Genomic DNA, 20,159 nt, shown 5'->3' with positions numbered 1-20,159 from the left:
CATCTACAACCACTTCGGCGGCAAGGAGGGCATCGCCAAGGCCCTCTACCACCACCTGATCCACGAATTCGAAGAAATGGTGCAGGAGGTGCTGGCCGAGCCGGCGAGCCAGCGCGAGCGCTGCAACCGGATCATCCAACTGCTCTTCGAATACACCGAGAGCCGGCGCAACATCATCGCCTACATGCTGCACGCCCGGCATCGGGAGTTCCTGCCGGACGAACCGCCGCTGTGGGATTCCGCCCCGTTTGTCGCCCTGCGCGATATCGTGCGCCGAGGTATGGAGTGCGGGGAGATACGGCGCGGGGATCCCTGGGTCGTCACCTCGAGCGTATTTGGCGGGGCCATCCGGATGATCCATCTGCGCCTGGACGGCGTGATCGAGGGGCCACTGATGGACCGTTACGACGAACTCGTCGATTGTACCTGGCGGGGTCTTCACCCCGTTTAGGGACGCGGAAAGATCTAACCGTCACAGCCCGTTCCACATGAACAATAAAATCATCCAACTTGAGATCAAAACCCTCGGTGACTTGAGTCAACGTGCCGATCAGCACAATACGCCATTGCCAAATGAATGGATTGACTGGCTGTGCAGGAATATCCCTGAGACGCAAGCAGTGGAATACCGCTTGCTTCCGCCGCCCGGCGCCTTGGGCATACTGTTGCCACACACCAAGGTGGTACTCAAAGTTCCGTTATTCTTCTGGGGCGCGCTTCAGGCGCTGCTGTCCGCCGCCGGGGTTTATCATCTCCAAGGCGACGCCTTGAGTCAGGCATTGCTCGGTTTGGGCATAGGCAACGCGTTGCGTGACTTGAACAATGCGTTTGTCAAATTGAAAGAGCATGAAGGTCATTACTGCGGTTATTCCGCTCTGACAATGGCGAACTATACCGGTCATAGCGGTTTCGCCGCACTGCCTTGCAGCGCGGAAGAAGCGTGGAAAAAACATCATAAACTACAGAAGAACTGCCCGGTGACGGGATGCCGTTTTCATAAAAATGGATGCTGCTTAACCGAACATGAATTCGCGGGGATTCTAAGAGAGCTGCTCAGCTTGGGCGTGGCCAAAGAGGACGATGGCACATGGCAAATCATTTTCTGAGTCCACATCTCAAGCACGGTACCTCGCCGGCATGGTTTCAGCCCTTGACCTTGCTGGCGGGTCTGCCATCCCGCGTAGCGGAGATGGAGTCAGACCTGCACAAGGCGGCACTGATTCACGAAAACGTGCATTACCTGCAAGCGGTCACCGGCTTTTTCGGCATTTATCGCTTTATGGCGATGTGGCAATCCTTGTCCTTCCTCGCCAAGCTGCGTAGCGCCCGCGAGGCCGCCGAGCTGAATGCGGATGAGATTGCCGGACTGCAGCGGGAACACGCGCAAAACCAAGACAAACTGGCGATATTTCAGCCTTATCCCTCGATCGACGTGCCCGCCGATGGATTTGAAGGTGAAGGAGAAGAGGGGCCGCGTTGGGTAGAGATGCCGGATGACCGCCACCAGGGCGCCTACTGCAAGGTCTTGCCGAACGGCGACCGGCGCTTGATATTTTTCGATATCGTAACGTTACAGGAATCGATGGCGATGGCCTTGGAGCAGTGGTACGGCTTCAACCCCGATGTCTACGCCAAGGCCCGCGCCTCCGCCGACCCGCAACTCTTCATCTACGCCGCCGGCGCGGAGGCCGTCCGGGAGTTGACCGGATGGGGCGATTCAGAAGCCGTGTGGTGGGTGACGTATGCCCTATGTGAATATGCACTGAACCACCCGACACCCAACCATGTCTTCTTCCATGGCGCGCGCCTCGCCGGACAACAATGGCCGGAAGCACCGGGCGTGGAGGAACTGGAGAACCTTTACACGCTGCTTGTGGCGCAGTTCGAGTTCGAGGAAGTAGAACAGATACGCGCCGACGTCTTCAGCCATGTCACCGAACGCCTGAAGAAACGCCGGCCGCAGGAAGAGAGCGACCACTTCGACGCGGCGGTTTACAGTCTGCTGGACGTCATGGACGCCGCAATTCGTCTGCGTCGGCAACGTCCCCACGTTTTTGCGCTGTTTCCCCTACGGGATCCAAGCAACGAATATTTCCTGGAACACTTCCACATGCCGGTTTTCAGCACCGGTGAAGCGATCTCCCGCCTCTGTACAGACCCCAATCGCTCCCATGGCGTATTGTTCATGGTCGCCGCCTTTCACCGCCTGTTTTCACTGGTGGCGCCAGAACACAATCCGGCGGAGTGCCCGTTTGCCCATTTGGATGCCTGTCAGGTGGAACGGACCCCTGAATGCTATTCCGCCCCTTGGCGCAAAGGCTCGGCAATGCGCCCAAGTCAGGAATTGTGTTTATACGGATTCGTCGATCACGGTTTCGAGTTGCTCCCCCGCAACGGGTAGAGCATTGCTCGAAACGCTGCGCGGCATGCAGCCGCTTCGGCATCGGCGGCAAGCTTCCCAGACGACCGATCGGAGCGGGAGGGGACGGCCGGTTGGTCAGAGGACATTGTGGCTGCACGGCACGCAGTGGGGATGCATCGGCGTGCCGAGCCGGTCGGCCAGCTCCATGGCGCGCCGGTGGATCGACATCATCGCCTCCACCGTGGGCTCGGGGTGGCGGGCGAGGAAGATGCCCGGCGCGGCGACGAAAGGGCTCAGCTCCACCAGCACGCCGCGCCGGGCCAGTTCGTCCACCGCCTTGAGGGTCTCCTCTTCCGGCTCCAGCCCCACCAGCAGCACCGAGCGCACCTTGCCCGCGCCGAAGCGCTCTACCGCCTGCTCCATGAACAGCAGGTAGCCCTCGCGGCCGATCTCCGCCTTCTCCGGGATGTGCCGCCGGCGCGCCTCCTCGCCGCTCAGCTCCAGGTTGACCGAAAGGGCATCGTAGCCCCACCCCTTGAGCCGTTCGGCGAAGTTGCCGTAGGTGCGCCGGGTGGGGTTTCCAGGATGGAGGCCGCGCGGGGCGAGCATCAGGTCCCAGGCGAGCTGGGAGAAGCGCCGCGGGAGTTCGGCGTAGACCTCGTTGAGGTAGGCGTAGTCCGGCTTGGCCGGGCGGGCAGTGCCACCACTCACCAGGACGTGGGGGTGGGGCAGGATGCGGTCGGCGAGTGCCACCTCCAGCGCCTCGGCCAGCTCGTCAGGGGTGTTGCGGCGGTAGGCCAGATCGGGGTAGTTGCAGAACTGGCAGTGGAAGGCGCAGCCGTGGATCGGGGTGAGGCGCACCCGGTCGGCGTGGGTCATCGCCACCATGCGGATCGACTTGCCGCTGCTCAGGCGATGCCCCTCCAGGGCGTAGGCCGGTGCTGGTGCCACCGCCACCGGGTGGTGCTCGTCGGCGAAGGGGATGAAGAAGCGTTCGCCGTCATGGTCGAGGGGCAGGTGGTGGGGGCTGTCGGGGCGCAGCCGGGCGTTGGCGTAGTGGTCGCCGGGCAGGCGCAGCACCAGGCCGCTGGTGGTGGGGTAGTCGCGCACCGCCGGCGCGCCCCGCCGCGAGGCGGGCAGGGCGCCGAGGGCGGCGTCGGTGGGAAAGATGCCGCGGGCGAGCAGTTCGAGCTTCAGCCGGTAGGACATGGCGCGGCGGGACGGGCCGGCGGCGCGGCGAGGTGGCGCGAGGCGGTGAGGTAGAGCTGCAACGCCTGGATCGCCATGGCGGTGGCGGCGGCCAGCGGCATGTCCGCCACCGGCTCGTGCCAGTGACCGTGCTCCGGGTGCTGTTCGCGCAGGATCTCGCCGATGGTCCGCTCCAGTCGGCCCCACAGCGCGTCGCCGGGCTCTGCCCAGGGGAGGGGCGCGCCGTCGGCGAGTTCGTCGCGCCCCTGATTGAAGAGGTCCAGCAGCAGGATCGCCACGGTGACGTCGTAGCGGTTGGACCACTTGCCGTAGCTGTCGTGGAGTCGCTCGCGGCGCGGCACGCGGAACTCCACCTCGGCGATGCGGCGGTAGTCGGGGCGCCAGTGGGCCTCGGCCAGGGCGATCAGGTCGTCGAGATAGGGGGCGATCCCGGCGCGCAGGTCGGGCAGGGCACGATAGAGGGCGAGCAGGCCGGTGCCGCACCAGACGGTGGCACGCAGAACCTCCTCGGGGCCGTAACCGGCGAGGTGGTCGTCGAGATAGGGGAGCCAGGCGCTGCGCCCCTCGAAGCGCACCGAGCGCTCCTGGAGGAAGGCCCAGCCGCGGCGCAGGGCGGCCTCCACCTCGCCGCGCAATCGGTCGCCCCCCGTCTCCCCCTCTCCGCCATCGAGGAGCGGACTGGGCAGGGAGAGGGCGAGGGCCAGCAGGGTCTGGGCGGTGGTGAACTCGTACGGGGGGACCGCCACCCGGTCGCCGGGATAGCGATAGATCCCCCAACCACCGGCGGGGAGCTGCATCCGCAGCAGGAAGCGGATCCCTCCCGCCAGCGCCGCGCCGATCGCCTCCCGCCCCGTATCGAAGGCGCCGTAGCGGGCGGTCAGGTCGTCGTATTGGTCGTGGAGGGAACCGAGGGCGAGCACCGCGTCCCAGGTGGCGTCCACCGTGGGGTAGTCCGCCTCGGGCTGGTCCTCGAAGGGCCAGAAGCCGCCGTGGTTCCAGGCGTGGACCGCTGCGTCCCACTCCGCCTCTTGCTCGGAGTTGCGGCGGTAGTCCAGGAGCATCCGCCCCAGGTTGTCGAGGGCCGCGCGGTGGTCGCCCGCCACGGTCGTCAGGGGGCAGGGGTGGAAGTGGCTGTCGGCGAGGGAACCGAGGGTATCGCCGAGGCTGGTGACGGCACGCAGGTAACCCAGGGGGGTGTCGCCCTCTTTGCCGCATTGCCAAAAGGCGGGCATCGCATCCACATCACTGTCGGGTCCCTCCGTAAGATGGGCGGTCCAGAGGAACCATTCATATCCATTTGATACCGCGCGAGCAATGAAACGAACCGACCAAGAGGCACAAGGCTCAGGAAAAAAGAGGGCATCCAAGTCCGTCACCCTCCAGTCCTGGTCTCGCAACGCGCGCGGAAGCTTCCGACCGGCGGCGGGAAGATCGGCCAAGCGAATGGTCTCGCGCAGACGGTAGCGCCCTCCATGCTCCTCCAGCAGCGGCAGGGAGCTGACCAGTTCCCACAACCGGCTGCGCGGTCGCAGCCCGCCCAACTCCTCCACCAGCAGCAAGAGGCTCTCTCGCGATACCCCTTCGTCACGCAACCGTGGCTCTTTGAGTAGGATCTCCATGGCATTTCCTTTGAAGATCCGATCCAACACCTCCTCCGCATCGGTGAGCAGCGCGAAGAGCAGATGCTCCCGCCACGCCTCACCGATACTCACTCCAGACGACCCAAACAAGAGGTTACCCTTCCGCCAGCAGCATCAAGGGGAGGGAGGGGTAGTAGGGACCGATCCAGCGGGCGAAGCGCCCCGTCTCATCCAACCCCGGGACCCCGCGGGAGAGGAGCAGCCCCTGCTCGCCGAAGGGGTCGATGATCTCGTCCTGGAAATCCTCCCACTCGCGGTAGCCGGCCCGTTTCCCCAGCAGGAGCAGTTCGGCGCGGTCGAACCCCTCCTCCAGATTGACCCCACGGGGGTGGTTCTCCGCCAAGTGGTCGAGCAGCAGGTTGAGGAACGCCTCCTGGCGGTCGGTCTCGATCAGCGGATCGAACTCCTGCTGCACGAACCCCACCGCTAATTCGGGAGTGAGCCAACAGGGTTGGCGGGTACCGGGGAGGGAGCGGACCAGCCGCTCCAGAAAGGCGAGCACGGTACGGAAGCTGTTGATGGGGGCGCACCCCTCCGGCACCAGGAGGTCGTAGAGCTCGGGGGCGATGATCTCCTCGGGGCGCTTCGTCAGGTACTCCTCGATGCGTTGGCGCAGCACTCCCTGAAGGAAGGGACGATCCAGGGGCTCGAAGCTGGTGAGGAACTGGTGGTGAGGGAAGTGGCGCTGGAGGTCGGGGTTACGCAGGGTGTAGTCCCCCAGGATGAGGCCGATCCGGCCGCTCTCCTCCAGATGACGGCCGACGGCACCGAGGCCTCGATCCAGATCGCTCCAGTTGGTCTTGATGTCCGCCTCGTCGATGAACAGCACCTCGCCTCGGGCCTGCTCCAGCGCCCGCTCATCCACCTCCCCGGCCAGTAGCGGCTTGGCCTTGGCCCCGATCCCCAAGTCAGCGGCCACCTGGTCGATGAAGAAGGTCTTGCCGGTGCCCATGGGGGCGGAGATGAGGACTACCCCGCCGCGCAACCCGTCGGCGTCGGCGAAGAGGCGGGCGATCTCCTGCTTGGAGACGGTTCGGTTGTAGAAGGGGGTCACATAGGCGCGGCTGCTGGCGAAGAGCTGGGTAGCGACCCGCTTGATCTCTTGGGTGGTGATGGTCATGACGTCTTCTCACCCTTTTGTGCGTTTGCGCTCGAAGCGCTTGCGAACCGGTGGTTCCGGGGGGGCGGCAGGCTTCTCCGAGGGAACCGTATCGTCCGGTGTACGAATCGCGGCGGAACGAGGTTCCAGCAGGAAAGGGACCGCCTCCTCGGGACAATCCAAATAATTCAACATTCCGGCGCGGGTCCGCTCCAGCACCTGCGCGAGATCCTCCGCATCGCGCCACGCCTCCTGGACGAAGCGCTCGGAGAAGACCGCATCCATACTCATCTGATTACGCCCTTGGAAGCCGGGCACATGGGGGGGGTAGCGCTTGAGGAGCATGGCGTAGATCTGGGCGGGGGTGTAACGGGGGTAGCGAACAACATTGAAGGGGCGCTGGAAATCCCGCTCGATCTCTGCCCGCTGGAGCGGGGTGCAGACGTAGACCTCGCGCAGGGCGGCGTACTCCACCCCCCCCTGGTGGCCTGCGGACTCGTGGAGGACCTTCAGCGAGCGCACCAGATCGCGCAGCCGCTGGGGCTCCACCTCCCGCGGAAAGTGGAAGTGGAGGCTGGTCTGGATGCGGAAGTTGCGCAGCAGGTAGTTGAGAAGGTCGGCCAGCGCCCCCTTGAGCCAGGGGAACTGGGCCAGCACCCGCCGCATCGCGGGCGGGCGGTCGAAGAGGAAGAGGCGCATCCGCGCCTTGTAGCTGGCCAGCTCCGTGGCGTGGTCGAAGTTGATGCACTCGAAGTAGTAGTCGCGGTTGAGGGACTGCTCCCACGGGTTGTCCACCAGCAGGCCGACGAGCTGGCGCTTGATCTCCTCCTCCAGCCCGTCGAGGGTGATCGGCTCCTTGGTGAAGAGGCTCTCCAGATCCAGGGAGACCGGCAGCAGCAGCCGCTCCATGGCCCGCTCCCGCGACTCCCGCAGCAGGTAGCGAAAGAGGGTGGTGCCCCCCCAGCCCGGCTCCACCACCACCTGGGTGAGCTGGTGGCTCCCCAGGCTGGCGCGGACCGCCTCCATCTTGCCGGGGTCGAACACCGTCAATGAGGGGAGCTCCCGCTCCGGGATGGGGGGCAGGGTGGGGAACTCCGGACTCAACCCCACCAGGCTCCGCCAGAAGATGAGGTTCTTTTCGGCTCTGCTCATGGTGGTATCGGCGCCCAATGCGTTCGGTGAATCGGTAGGTGTGCAATTGTACCGTGGGAAGCGATCCCGCGCGCCCACCCCTTCAAGATACGACCGCGCCGCGCGCCTTCAAGAAGTCGATGGTCTCGCGATCGAGGCCGGTAACACGATCGAGGATCAGGCCGGCGCAGTCCATGCGCATGGACTCCTCGCGCTGGACCTCGACCCCCTCCGCACCGAGCCCCCATACGGTCAGTCGCTCTCCTCCCACGGCGACATTACGGCCATCCGGCGAACCGGCAAGGATCGGCCTCTTCTCCTCGTAGGGGAGTTGGGCGAAGGGGATACGCGCACCGGGGATGTCGCCGCTCCACGGCTGGCACCACAGCCGTTGACCCTCCAACCACAGGAGCTGATTTGCTTCCGCCGCAAAGGCGATGGCGCGTGCCCCTCCCTCCAATTGATCGTGAGAGAGGATCTCGCCCTGCGCATCCAAACGTGCCACCCGACCGGAGACGAGGAGCACCAGGAGATCGCCGGTAGGCAGCGGGAGCAGGGTACGGATCTCTTCCTTCAGCGACTCCCCCCAAGATGAGAAGGTGCCGCCCTCCTCTCGCCACTCTGTGCAGCGGTAGAGGCCGCCCAGGGTATCCCCCGCGATCAACCCCTCCGAGGTGAGGGCCAGATGGGCCACCAGAGCACCCGAGGGGCGTTTGAAGGGGATACGATGCAATTCACCACCGTCGTCGGCCCGCCGGATCTGCACGAACTCCCGATCCCCCGCCACCGCCAGCAACTCCCCGTCGGGGGTGACCGCCAGGGCGCGCAAGCTACCCATGGCCAGGGGGTAGCTGCGCAGGTCGTGGAGGTCGTCCGTGGTACTGGAGCAGAGTGCGCCGTCGAGGGAGGCGCTGTAGAGGGCAGGGCCGGCGGAACCGGCGGGGCGTAGCTCCAAGGCGGTAATCGCCTCGCGGTGGGGCCGACTGCGCCGAGGGTAGGGGCTCTCGGAACGCCAGAGGGTGAGCATCCCGCTCTCGACCCCCCCCGCCAGCAGCCAGCGGCCCCCCGCCCCCTCTTGGCGGATGAAGGCGGTGGTGAGCAGCGCCCCCGGCTCGCGAACATGGAGGCCATCGAGGCGGGCGTGGGCGAGGTTGACGTTGCGCAGGGTGGCGTAGGAGAGGTCGGCATCCTCCAGGTCGCAGTGGGAGAGGTCGAGGCCGGAGAGGTCGGCGCCGCGGGCGTCGAGGGCGCGCAACACCGCATGGCGGAGCGGGAGGCCGGTGAGCAGCTCCCGCCACCGGCGCCGCTCGTCATCGCCGGGCGCATGGTGCTGGAGGTGGTCGAGGATGAGGGTGAGGGCGTTACCCCCCTGGTACTCCACCTCCTTGAAGTGGCGCAGGCGGGTGGCGTCGATCAGTTCGCGCAGCGCCTCCCCCTGCACCTCGCCCAGCCGGCTCGCCACCATGGCCCGGCTCTCCGGGGTGAGGGGGGCTACCCGGATGAAGGCCCGATGGTTGAGCATCGTTGGCGAATCGAGCTCCGCCAGGACGAAACGCGCCACCAGGTACTCCAGATAGGCGTTGAAACGAAACACCGCCCGAGGGGCTTCGGCATCCAACTTGGTTCGATCGAGTAGCGGGAGCCTCCTCAAGGCCCCCAGCAAAGCCTCTCGCCGCTCGCCGGAAGCGAACCGCCCGGCCAACACCCCCTCCTCCACCAACAGCCCCAAGGAGACGGCGACATTCATGCCGTCGAGGCGGGCGTGGGCGGCGATCGAGCGGCATAGCGCAATGGGATCGTCATCGCGTAGTCCGGGGTGGGCTTCGTTGAGCCAAGCCCGGAAGAGGAGTTCGAAAAGGTCGTACTCCCCCAAGGGAGCGGCCTGGGCACCGGGCCCTCCCGTCGCCGAACGCCGCTTTTCCAGCAGTTCCAGGAATCGTTTCCGGTGACCGATGATGATCTGGAGGGTCAACGGCTTGTAGGGAAGTGTCCCAAGCAGTGGCCGGTGGACGGGATCGGTGAGGGAGGCGAGCAGTTTCGGAAGCTTCTTCAGTCGCCGCTTCAGCTCAAAGTCACCGAAGCCCCGGATCAGCAGCAGGCGATGGGGGATTCGCGCCTTGAGATAGCGGTTGAAGAAGTCGGTGCGACAGGTGCAGTAGAGGTGATTTCCGGGGGAGGTCAGCTCGGTCAGGGTCTGCCGGTCCCGCTCCACCCGCAACCCGCCGGCGCCATGGCTCATCTGGTCGAAGGCGTCCAGTACCGGGATGTAGACCCCCAACCGGCAGAGCCACACGAACGCCTCGAAGGTGAGGTTGAGCCCATAGTCCTGGTGGAGGCGACCGACCAGGAAATCCTTCAAGGTTCCCGCGTCGCACTCGCTGAGCGGGAAGAACAGTGGAATCCCCGTCGCCGACTCCTCGCGTTTCAGGGAGCGAAAGGCGTAGTTGAGGCAGAAGCTGGTCTTGCCCTCGCCGTAATCCGACGCGATAAAGACGATCCCCCCCGAATCCTTCCCTTTGGGACGCTCGAAACCGTCGGTCCAGTCGAAGAGCCGGGAGGTACGTTTTTCCCCCTCATCGACCACCAGCGGATCGATGTAGAGGAAGTCCTCCCCCTCACTCTCAAGGTATCCCCCCTCCAGGCGAAGGTAGTGTTTGCGGATACGCGGGAGCCCGGCCAGTTTGGCGCCGTATCCGGACCGCGGCTGGGTCAGGATGTTGCGACCGGAACGGCGCGCCTCCTCGATGAGGCGCCCGATGAGCCCATCCTCCGGCGTTTCTTCCACGAGCAACACCAGATGGGTGGTGGCGGGTGCGTCGGTGGACCAGCGCAATACTTGTTCAATATTCGAGTCTTCTAAGGGGACGATCCGCAGCCGGGTGCTGCCGGTGGCCGGATCCTCCCGTTCGGCCAGGAGACCGGGCAACCCGTCCCGCGGCTCCCACTCGCAACACCACCCGCCCGAGCCCTCCAACAGGCTCCCAATGATCTCCATGGAGGGTATTCCGGCCGAGGGTTGAGTATCGGTGTTCATAGGGTATCGGCCCGTAAGGTGATGCGGTCGAAGAGCCCGCGGTAGTCGAGGAAACCGACGTGGGGGTGGAAGCCGTTCACCTCCTCGCCAGGGCCCCAAACATGGAGTTGCTGCAGCATGGTTCCGAGGTTTTTCCTGTCGTAGAGGGAGGTGATGGTCATTTCGCGCCCCTCCGGGTCGTACTCCAGGCGACTCCTCTTCACTTGGTGTTCGAGGTTGAGGACCGGAAGTATGACCTTGGTTTGGGTCTTGGTTTCGGCGTCGGTCTTCTCCACCTCTTCGTGGGTGAAGCGGGCATGGAACCGCCCGAAGTTCTGGATCTGGTCGGCAAGGGCGACGACGAAGGAGACCGGGTCGCGGTGGAAGGCGACCCGCAGGTGGGGGTAGCGGGGCGTGAGCGGTTGGCCGGGCCAGGCGGGCCTAATCCGCGCCTCTCCCCCGTGGCGGAATATCGGCTCCATGTCGTGCATGACGATGGCCAGGGCCGCCAGTTCCATGGTGAGCCGCCCGCGGGCGTTGCGCCGGGGCTCGCGCAGATCCATCACCTCGTGGTTGAGGTGGAGGAAGGTGAGCGCCCCGGGGAGGCCGTGGGAGCCGCGTAGCGCCCGCCCCATGACCTGCACCACCTCGGGGGCGACGGTGTGGGAGAGGGCGATGCGGCGGCTGGAGCGGTAACCGCGGAAGGGCATCAGGCAGAGGGGGTCGTCGAAGAGCTCGTCGATCCGCCTTACGTCACCCCCCTGGATCAGGTCGGCGAAGCGGCCGTCGCGCACCTTGTGGGTGACCTGGTGGAGGAACTGCAGCGGATAGCCGATGTCGTGGAAGAGGGCGGCGGTCACCGCGGCGTTGTAGATCACCCCGTACCAGAACCAGTAGCAGGCGTCGGTTTCGGGCTCCAGCCAGCGCGGATCGACCCCCAGCTCGCGGGCGTAGTCGTCGAGATAGGTGGTGGCCGCCTCCCCCTTGGCGAGGGTATAGGCGGCCAACTGGTGCAAGGTGACCCGCCGTTCGTCCGGTGGATAGGGGGTCCATGGCGCCTCGGTGAAGGCGATGGCCAGGGGGTGGCGGTCACAGTCGAAACGGATCTCGCCGAGGAGCCGCCGCACCACCAGGGCCACCTGGGGCTGGTGGACCACATGGTCGCGATGAAACGCCTTGTGGTAGTCCACCAGGGCGAGCCACTCCTCGTTGACGAACTCGCCGTAGAGGTTGCGAAAACCGGGGAAGAGCGAGGCGCTGTAGCGCAGCAGGTGATCGAGGCTGGCGAAGACCGCACCGAAGGCATCCCGTGGCAGACGCTTGCGCAGCTTCTCCAGGGAGCGGTAGTTGCGATCCGGCAGGCCGTCGCGAAACAGCCGCTGGTAGCGGGCGGGGTCCATGGGAAAGAGCCGCGGGGCGCGGCCACCGGGCCAGAGCCCCCCCAGGGCGTCGATATCCTCCTGAAACTCAATGATCGCCATGACACGACCCGCGGGAGAAGAGTTCGGAGAGCACTCCCCCCAACCGCTGCTCCAGGCTACCGGCCAGATCCGGCGGCGCGGAGGCGTGGTGTCCCGCCAGCAGGTTCCTCACCTCGATGCGGACCTGTCGCGCATCGCCGCGCCGCCCCTGGAACAGCGCGGTGATCGAGGTCTGCAGATAGAGCTGGGCGAGTGGCGTCAACGGCCGGATACCATCGATTCGCGTGGAGGAGACCTCCAGCAGTAAGCTCCCCGCCGCCTCCGCCGTGGCAACCGAACGGTCGAAGAGGCGTAGCTCTTCCACCACATCCGCCAGCTCCAAATGAAACCGGTGGACCTCTTCGCCACGCCCTTGCGGAAATCGTCTCTCCAGGGTGGTGCACAATCTTTCAGCGGAGGTGCCACCTTGCACCGCTTCGATGATTTCGAGGGCAAGGAGCAGGAGTTGACGGAAAGGCTCCTGAGTTCCATCCGTCAATTGGCCGTTTTTGTCGAGCGCACCGAAAAACGCGACACGAAGCCCATAGAGTGGGAAGAGGTCCATCAGCGCCTGGCACATCGGCGTATCGCGACCGGACGACTCAGCCTCATCGACAATCAGGCGAAAGTCGCTGATTCCCGCGGACGTCAAACCAGGGCGATCACCGGCCAACTCCTGTTGCGACAGGCATTCGGCGACAAAACGCGGCTCCTGGATCTCTTCCCACAGATTGCGCTGACTGCTGTCAGGCAGCTCCTCCTCCCAGCGATCGATCAGCGTCCGTAAAACGACGGCGCGAAATTTGATGCCCTCGGCGGGCAGGAAGAGTTGATCGGGATCGATGGCAAGCAACAGGCGATGGGCAAGCTCCAGCAAGCGCAGGATGCAGTGGCTCACCCGCCACACCGGACTGATCGCCTCGAAGGGGATGACGCGGGCGATGAAGCGCGCGGGGGTATTGAAGTCGAGGCGTGTCCTGCGACCGTAGACCCCGTCATACAGGCGCCGCTCGAGGTCGGCCAACCGGTACATGTAGGGGGAACCAACCGCCGCAGTATCCCCCTCCTCCCGAGGCGTTTCCTGCCACGCCGCAGGATCACAACCTTTTCCTTCGGCCGCCTTCGATGGGGGAGGCTCTCCGGTATCGGCCGGCGCATCCACGGCACGGAACCGCTCCTGGAAGATCAGCGCGAGGGCGGGATCGTAGGGGAAGGTGAGCCGGGCCAGATCGCGGAGACCGTTCGCCTCCTTGAGGGTGCGGCCATCCTGCTCCTGTTGCGCATGTTCGAAGATCAGCGCATCCACCCGGCCACGATCGACGGTCTCGAATACCCGATTGAGCACCAGGGCGGTATAACGGCATACCCGCTGCTCTAGCGCGTACTCCTTTCGCGCGATCTCCACTGCCTTGTCCGGATCATCACTCAGCAACTCCAGCAGATAGTCGTGATCGATGGCCGGTCTGTCACCGGCCGGTTGCCCGTAGCAGGCAAACAGGGTCGAGGGATCGGCGCGGTCGGCGATCGCCCCCTTGGTACGGTGGATGATCTCCCCCCGACGGTGAAGGTGAGCCAGCACGTCGAGGCTGGAGCGGATGTCCATCTCATCCAGGCTGGCGACCTGGAGGAACTTGGCGCGATGACGGCCCCAGCGCAGGAGCTTCTCCTGGAGCAGCAGTTGCAGGCTCGACTGTCCGGGAGCATTGTCGAGGATGAAGTAGAGATACCGCCCCTGCCGGTTGACCGGTTCCACATCGGACGCACCGAGCCGTTCGGCGAAACGATCGAAAAGTTCGAAGAGGAAATCCACCAGCCAGCGGGCGCGATTATGGTCGTAGAGCAGGTCGGCGGTGGAGGGGGAGGCTCTGCTCCCGGCGTCGGGGACGAGCCCCGGACCATCGCTGGCCCCCGAGGCGAGGTGCAGCACCGGCCGATCATCGCCGTTTCCACTCGACTTGCAGGGATTACGAAAGAGTCCTCTGTGGCCAATCCGTTCGGACAGCGAGTGTTCGAGCTCCTGACCGTTCAGATAGTCCCCATAGAGGTCGGCGAGGGTCACCAGCCGCGGTTTCCCGGAGCTGATTCCGGTTAGGGTGCGCAGGGGGACGCCGTGGAGCCGGGCGCTGCCCTCCTTCGACTGCTGCGGGTAGATCAGGTCGGAGACCGAGGTCCCGGTGAAGTCGAGGTCCACCACCACCGCCGCGAAGGTCTCCTCCTTCGTCCGCAGCCGGTTGGCCAGCAGCAGGGAGAGCAGGGTCTTGCCGACGCCCCCCTTGGCCGACTGGACGTTGATGATCCGTGTCTCCACTCCCCGCGGCTCCTTCCGATCACTGCCGTTCGCTTCCATGACTGTTAGCTTCCCTTTCCATTGTTCGTGTTGTTTGCTAGGAAGTCGCTGTTCGCGATTGATAATACTGGGAGTTTATTGAGTTATCCGTTTCCTGTAAACCACAGCGCCAGCCCGCCAGCCCGAGAAAATGGCCCCGTTCCACCCGCAGCGGGCGGGGGTGGAAACCGACCCGGGCGGAATCGACCGTCCCCGCCAGCAGGGCCTCCAGCGATCCGTGACCGTCGGTCGGCCGGTAGGTCTCGCCGACCACCGGGCGGATCTTGGTCGCCGCCAGGCGCTCGCAGGGTACCGGCCGCGGCGGCGGCGGGACGTCGCCCCACAGCACCCGGAAGGGGTTGGCATCGAGGAGGGGGAGGAGAAAGGCGGCCTCGCCGGCGAAGCGGACGTTGATCTCGGTGATCAGCGGGAGGGGCGGCCCGCCGCCGGTGCTGCTGCGGGCGGTGGCGGGGTCGGGCCGGGTGAGCAGGTCCACGCAGTAGTAGCCCCAGTAGCCCGCGCGCAGGAGGAGCTCGCCGGCACGCGCGGTGAGCCGGAACAGCGACGGCTCGGCGTATCCCGCGGGCACCTCGGGCCCTTCGGTCGGGTGAGGGGGGTGGACGAAGCCGTCGAAACGGAAGCCGTCGAGCAGCAGGCGATCGACGGCGAAGGGGAAGACGCGGCCTTGCCGGGTGATCAGGCCGTGGCCGGAGAGGGTGACGGCATCGGGGATGTAGCGGGTCGCCAGCAGGGGCGAGTCGCCCTCCCCCACTTCGCCCGCGACCCGGCGCTCGTGCCACGCCTCCAACGCTTCGCGGGTGCGGACCAACGCCGCCCCCTCGCCCCCGTCGGAGTGGTCGGGCTGGATCACCAGCGCGCCGTGCTCCCGCAGCAGGGCGGGAAGGGCGCGGCGCAGCGCCGCCAGGTGGGGAAAGAGCGCGTGGGGCGGGAGCGGGAGTCCGGCCCGGCGCATCCGGCGGAACTGGGTGGTCTTGGCTGCGAGGGCGGCGACGATGCGCGGAGGGGCGCCGAAAAGGGCGAGTCCGTCGCGGGCGGCGAGGCCGTCCTGGGTGAAGGCAGCCACCGGCAGGGGGGCGTGCCCGCCCGGCCGGCCGGGCGCCGGCAGCTCGCCCCGCCCCCATGCCGCCATGAAGTCGCGGTTGAGCTCCCGCGGGGTGCGCTGGCGGAGGATGTCGATCCCCTCTTCCCCCGGGACGGCGTCGGGGAAGAGGCGGTGTCCGACGAGCGGCGTGGGGCGGGGGTGGCCGCGGCTCCGGAGGAATTCGACGAACCCGGGGATCAGCGTGTCGAAGCGCGGATCGAAGAGCCAGGCGAAGGGGGTCTCGCGGCAGGCCATCGCCCCGGCTCAGGCCGAGGGCCGATCGGCGCTGCGGCCGGCGCGGACTGCGTCATCCGCCTCCCCGCACCCCGGAAAGCGGTAGCGGGCGATGTCGTCGGCCGGGTCGCGGCGGCGGCGGACGTCGCAGGTGGCACAGTGGAAGCCGCCGCCGAGGGTATAGACGTGGCGGAAGGGGAGTTCGATGGTCTCGAAACCGAGGGCGCGCAGTTGCCGGATGGTCGCCCGCTCCTCGCGCTCCACCACCACCCGCCGGGGGTCGATGACCAGCAGGTTCATGCTCAGCCAGGGGCTGGAGAGGAACAGCGGCCAGTCGGTCGGGAGCGCGGGCGGGGGGGCCTCCACCAGCCGCCATCCCGCCTGCTCCAAGAGGTCGCGCTGATGGCATGGCCGCGACGGATTGACCAACATCAGTCCGGGGCGCAGCGGCATCAGGGTGGAGTCCATGTGCATCGGGTTGGGGTCGTCGAAGGAGAGGCGGTGGAGCCGGAACCCCGCGGGCAGGTGGTCGCGCAGCCAGCGGATGCCGGCGAGGTTGGTGACCTGGCTGCGCTGGGTGAACAGGTCGCGACCGCAGCGGATGATCTCCGCGGCATCGAAGCAGGGCTCCCGCTCGGTGGTGACGAAGGGGCCGCTCCCCTCCTCGCCCGGGGAACGATAGAGGTCGTCGCGCCGGAGCGGCTGCGGCGCGCGCAGGCGGGTGGCGCCGGCGGCGGCATAGCGTTCGACCAGGGGGCGGTAGGCCTCGTGCTCGAAATGGCGCTGACGCCAAGCCATGGGGGCCTCCAGCAGGGTGCCGCCGAGCACCGAAAGGATATCGCGCGGCATGGCGGCGTAGAGGCCGCGGCCCTCGAAGTGGGGCGTGCTCCGGAGCTGGCAGTGATCGAGCGGCTCCGGTCGGCGGACGGCGATTCCCAACGCCCGCAACGTCTCCGCCAAGCCATCCAGTTCGTGCTGCGCCGGTTCCAGGATATCGCGAGGGAAGGGCGTGCCGCCGAAGCGCTCCAGCCAGGGGACATTGCGCGACGAAACGCAGGCGCGCACCCAGGGGTCCGGCTCCGGAACGCAAGCCCCGAGGGCGGTGCCGACGATCACCTCCTCCAGCGGGCTCCACTCGTCGAAGCTGCCGACGACTCCGCGGCGATTGTCGCTCTCTTCCATCATTTTCTCAGCCACGCGATCCCCTGCAAGCCGGCGATGCCGGGCGCTTCGCAAGAGGAGATAGTATTCGGGATTGAAGAACCACTTCCGCTGACCGTCGACCGTTTCACCTTTCGCCACACTGCTCCAACAGCGCTTGGCACAAACGCGTCGACAACCGGTAACCGTCCTGAACCATCTGCTCCAATAGCGGCGCAACCTCGGTCACCATCCCCCGTCGCTTGGCCGCGACCAGCAATGCACCGGTGCCGACGATTTCGATCCCCATCCTGCGCGCCTCGCGCCGTCCCTTCTGTTCGTCGATCAGCGCCAACACGCCCTGCTCCCTGGCCATCGCCAGCACCTGGGCCTCTCCGGGATCGAGCAGGCGGGAGAGGGAACCCAGCCCGGGGGAAACGACCGAAGGTATCCGCTCGAACCGGCCCCCTCGCTCCAGCGCACCCCGGATTCGGCGGGCGTCCAGGCGTCTGGCGTCGCGGATGCACTCTTCGGCCACCGCCTCGGGCACCAGGACACGGTTGAACAGCGCCTCCATCAGGTCCAACCGATCGAGCTTCGCCAACGCGATCAGCGGCCCGGCGTCGGCCACCACCTCTCTACTCAAGGACGGCGATCTCGTCGGCCAGCTCTTCGGCGGAGTAATCCGCCACCGGGATCTCCAGTTCGCTCAGCGCCTCCAGGAACTCCGCCAGCCCCATGCCGGCGAGGCCGGCGGCGCGGACGGAGGTCAATACACCCTCCTGATAGAGCTGCATGGCCAGGGGGAAGCCGACCCCTTCCTTGAGCACCTCGTCGGTGAAGGGGACGGCAACGAACAGCGGCCGTCCGCGCTTGGTGACCAGGGAGAGCCGCCCGGCCTCGGCGTCGCGGGTCAACTCGCCGGTTCGTTCGCGCAGATCGCGAATGGTGAAGGTATCGATGCTCATGGATAGCGCCCGGAATAATTGTGCTATCAAATGATAGCACTTGACGTGATGGAGCAGGCACTGCGGGTAGACCACCTTTTCGAGCTTACCGCTTCGGGTGACAAACAGGATGTTGGTGCAAATCCTCTCCGACCGCGGGCTCGACCGCCGTAGCCCCCCCCGTCTACGCAGGTCACCGAATGACTGAACGGTAGCCGGGAAATGGAGTCCCCCTCCTTAGGACTTTGGTCGTATATCCCCCTCCCCGCCTTTCCTCCACCATGGAAGTGGCCGCGACGCCGTTCGCGGCGCCGCCCAACCCACGCCACCGCGCCGTCCGTCGACGGCCCGATCCACAAGGAGCCGAGAGATGAACTACAACCTTGTCGCCGGTACCGACCAGCAGACCCTGGACCGCCTGATCGGGGAGCTCTACCACGCCCTCTACCCGGCCCTGTTCAAAGGCTCCCTGGAGGGGGATCAGGTGGTCTACTCGGCGGTGGAGTTCGACGTCAACGCCCCGCCCAAGGTCAACCTGACGATCTCGGAGGGCACCCGGGAGGCGATTCGGGAGGAGATCGACGAGAGCGAGGCCCCGCGGATCTCCGCGCTTTCGGCCCCCGAGAAGTCCCAGCTGGTGGAGGCGGTGGTCGCTTCCACCTTCGAACTGACCGTTCCCAGCCTCGTCCTCACCCTGCATCCGGCCGGGGAGGGGGGCAAGGCTTCCAGCGTCACCGCCTCCCTGATGCTCTCGGTGGCGCTGCGCACCGATACGCGGGACGGTGCCAACCGGCTGATCATCAAGGCGATCCATGGGGAGATCGGGATTGCGGACGACGAGCTCCTGGCCACCTCGCTCAACAATCTGCTGATCCCCCCGCTGCTCGCCTACTTCAACGACGCGCTGCTGACGCCGCTCGAAATCCCGCTGTTGAAATTCGGCGCGACGCAGGTCAGTCTCCCGCTGCCGCGGGTCCAGCCGCCCCACGTCGCCATCTATTCGGCGCTGGGCGCGAACCAGCCGGAGCCCCCGCCGCCCCACCCGTGGCCCGCCGACTGCGTCTTCGTCGGGGTGGACGCCGCCCTGTTGCGCGCGGCGGCGTCGGCGGTCTTGCCGATCGGCCCCTCGGCCGGGTTCCACTGGGGGATCGTCAGCGGGGAGGTGCGCGCCCAGATCCTGGCGCCCGATCCGATCACGATCCATCGTGATGGCAGCCTTTCGGGCACCTTTTCGATCAACGCCTCCGCCCAGCTCACCGCGCATCCGCCGTGGCCGTTCCCGGAGATCGCCTTCGGCCCCTCGGCGACCGCCTCGCTCAGCGTCGGTCTCAAGCCCTCGCTGGAGAACGGCCATCTGGTGGTGGTCCCCACCGAGATCCCGATGCCCGACCTCGATTTCTCGATGGGGACGATCTCCGATATCGCCAAGATCATCCTCTATCCGCTGTTCGCGGGGCTGCAACTGGCGCTCAACGCGGTGGTCGGGCCGCTGATCGTCGAGGCGCTGAAGGGGGTCCGGATCACCGTCTTCCAGGTGCCGCCGCTCACCGCCGAACTCGGCGGAAAGCCCCTCAGGCTGGCGCTCGAACAGGCCGGCACCTCGGCGGGAGGCCCCGACGACTCGCTGCTGCTGGTCTCGGTGCGGGCGAAGATTTCGAACTGACCGGGATCGGGCCGGCGGCGATCGCCCGGGACGCGCCCACCTCGCACAGAATCCGCTATGGTGAAGGCAGGGAGGCCGTGATGAAGACTCCCCCTGCGGAGATCGACCGGCGGGCGATCAGCCCCTACCGCCGCCACTGCGACGGCTACGGCGCGCCGGGCGCCGAGGGCAACGGCTACGTCTGCCTGTTGAAGGCGGCCACCGCCACCGTGGAGAAGGGGAGCGACGCACTGCTCGACGGCATCGTCGCCTACGACCGCGCCGAGGCGAGCGGCGCCCACCTGGGGCAGATCAACATGGTCACCGCCTACCGACCGAAGCGGCGGCGGCACCCCGCCGACGGCACCCGCCGGAGTTCGTTGAAGCCGGGGCAGGCCTACGGCGTCTGGTGCTTCATCGCGCTCTCCATCGCACGCGACCGCGAGCGCACCGTCGATCTGTTCATGGAGGACGCCGGGCTGTGGCGGGAGAACGACGACCCGCGCGCCCTGGAGGCGTTCCTCGACCGCCACCGGCGGGCGGTGGTGCGCTCCATCGTCGCCTGCGGCGGCAATCAGCGCACCCGCTTCGAGCGCTGTTATCTCACCTACGCCTACACCCTGATAGAGCCGGGCCAGGTGGGTACCGCGCTGGCCGTCGCCCCTTACTTCACCCTCGCCCGCGACGCCGTGCCACCCGGCGGTTTCGGTGCCCTCTACGATATGACCCTCTCGCAGTGGGAGCGGGCGATGGGGTTCGGCGAATGAGCGGCTGCGTCATTACAACAAGCCTCGATCCCCCATCGTCCGGCAGGCTGCCAGGCTCGCGCATAATCGCTGCCCGCACGCCACCCG

The 20,159-nt window shown here is 66.5% G+C and carries 16 protein-coding genes; 5 read left to right on the top strand and 11 right to left on the bottom strand.

Going from position 1 to position 20,159, the window contains the following annotated elements; translation table 11 throughout:
* The 3 genes from ACYQ2W_RS20120 to ACYQ2W_RS20110 all read left to right on the top strand — a co-directional run.
* Positions 1-451, top strand: a 451-nt coding sequence (locus tag ACYQ2W_RS20120; RefSeq protein WP_459871305.1) for a TetR family transcriptional regulator C-terminal domain-containing protein, incomplete at its 5' end; no start/stop codon positions are given.
* Positions 452-488: 37 nt separating this feature from the next.
* Complete coding sequence (locus tag ACYQ2W_RS20115; protein WP_459871302.1) at positions 489-1,106, top strand: hypothetical protein; 618 nt, start codon at positions 489-491, stop codon at positions 1,104-1,106.
* An 83-nt stretch (positions 1,107-1,189) separates the two neighbouring features.
* On the top strand, positions 1,190-2,401 hold the full coding sequence (locus ACYQ2W_RS20110; protein WP_459871299.1) for a hypothetical protein: 1,212 nt from the start codon (positions 1,190-1,192) through the stop codon (positions 2,399-2,401).
* 96 nt (positions 2,402-2,497) lie between these two features.
* Here ACYQ2W_RS20110 and ACYQ2W_RS20105 read toward each other — a convergent pair whose 3' ends face one another.
* From ACYQ2W_RS20105 to ACYQ2W_RS20055, 11 genes are all read right to left on the bottom strand, one after another.
* A complete protein-coding gene (locus ACYQ2W_RS20105) occupies positions 2,498-3,571 on the bottom strand; it encodes a radical SAM protein (RefSeq protein WP_459871296.1) in 1,074 nt (357 codons plus the stop codon).
* A complete protein-coding gene (locus tag ACYQ2W_RS20100) occupies positions 3,556-5,283 on the bottom strand; it encodes a hypothetical protein (protein ID WP_459871293.1) in 1,728 nt (575 codons plus the stop codon). Before ACYQ2W_RS20100 ends, ACYQ2W_RS20105 begins: the two co-directional genes overlap by 16 nt.
* 22 nt (positions 5,284-5,305) lie before the next feature.
* Positions 5,306-6,331: a hypothetical protein gene (locus ACYQ2W_RS20095; RefSeq protein WP_459871290.1), complete on the bottom strand. Its 1,026-nt coding sequence runs from the start codon at positions 6,329-6,331 to the stop codon at positions 5,306-5,308.
* Between the two features lie 9 nt (positions 6,332-6,340).
* Positions 6,341-7,462: a hypothetical protein gene (locus ACYQ2W_RS20090; protein WP_459871287.1), complete on the bottom strand. Its 1,122-nt coding sequence runs from the start codon at positions 7,460-7,462 to the stop codon at positions 6,341-6,343.
* An 82-nt stretch (positions 7,463-7,544) separates the two neighbouring features.
* Positions 7,545-10,436, bottom strand: a complete 2,892-nt coding sequence (locus ACYQ2W_RS20085) for a pentapeptide repeat-containing protein (protein WP_459871285.1) — start codon at positions 10,434-10,436, stop codon at positions 7,545-7,547.
* Between the two features lie 35 nt (positions 10,437-10,471).
* Entirely contained in the window at positions 10,472-11,935 is a 1,464-nt protein-coding gene (locus ACYQ2W_RS20080) for a hypothetical protein (RefSeq protein ID WP_459871282.1), read from the bottom strand.
* Positions 11,922-14,222, bottom strand: a complete 2,301-nt coding sequence (locus tag ACYQ2W_RS20075) for a P-loop NTPase (RefSeq protein WP_459871280.1) — start codon at positions 14,220-14,222, stop codon at positions 11,922-11,924. Before ACYQ2W_RS20075 ends, ACYQ2W_RS20080 begins: the two co-directional genes overlap by 14 nt.
* Before the next feature lie 76 nt (positions 14,223-14,298).
* Entirely contained in the window at positions 14,299-15,597 is a 1,299-nt protein-coding gene (locus tag ACYQ2W_RS20070; RefSeq protein ID WP_459871277.1) for an ATP-grasp domain-containing protein, read from the bottom strand.
* Positions 15,598-15,606: 9 nt separating this feature from the next.
* Entirely contained in the window at positions 15,607-16,773 is a 1,167-nt protein-coding gene (locus ACYQ2W_RS20065; RefSeq protein ID WP_459871275.1) for a hypothetical protein, read from the bottom strand.
* A gap of 91 nt (positions 16,774-16,864) precedes the next feature.
* A complete protein-coding gene (locus tag ACYQ2W_RS20060; protein WP_459871272.1) occupies positions 16,865-17,362 on the bottom strand; it encodes a PIN domain-containing protein in 498 nt (165 codons plus the stop codon).
* A complete protein-coding gene (locus tag ACYQ2W_RS20055) occupies positions 17,355-17,684 on the bottom strand; it encodes a UPF0175 family protein (RefSeq protein ID WP_459871269.1) in 330 nt (109 codons plus the stop codon). The genes ACYQ2W_RS20060 and ACYQ2W_RS20055 overlap by 8 nt, the downstream gene beginning before the upstream one ends.
* Before the next feature lie 349 nt (positions 17,685-18,033).
* Here ACYQ2W_RS20055 and ACYQ2W_RS20050 point away from each other — a divergent pair, with 349 nt between their 5' ends.
* Positions 18,034-19,326, top strand: a complete 1,293-nt coding sequence (locus ACYQ2W_RS20050) for a hypothetical protein (protein ID WP_459871267.1) — start codon at positions 18,034-18,036, stop codon at positions 19,324-19,326.
* Positions 19,327-19,406: 80 nt separating this feature from the next.
* Positions 19,407-20,072, top strand: coding sequence for a histidine decarboxylase, pyruvoyl type (locus ACYQ2W_RS20045; protein WP_459871264.1), 666 nt, complete (start codon positions 19,407-19,409; stop codon positions 20,070-20,072).
* Positions 20,073-20,159: the final 87 nt, after the last annotated feature.

Source organism: Endothiovibrio diazotrophicus, assembly GCF_054657215.1.
The sequence above is the reverse complement of the archived record's forward strand: the minus strand, read 5'-3'. Positions and strand labels throughout refer to the sequence as shown.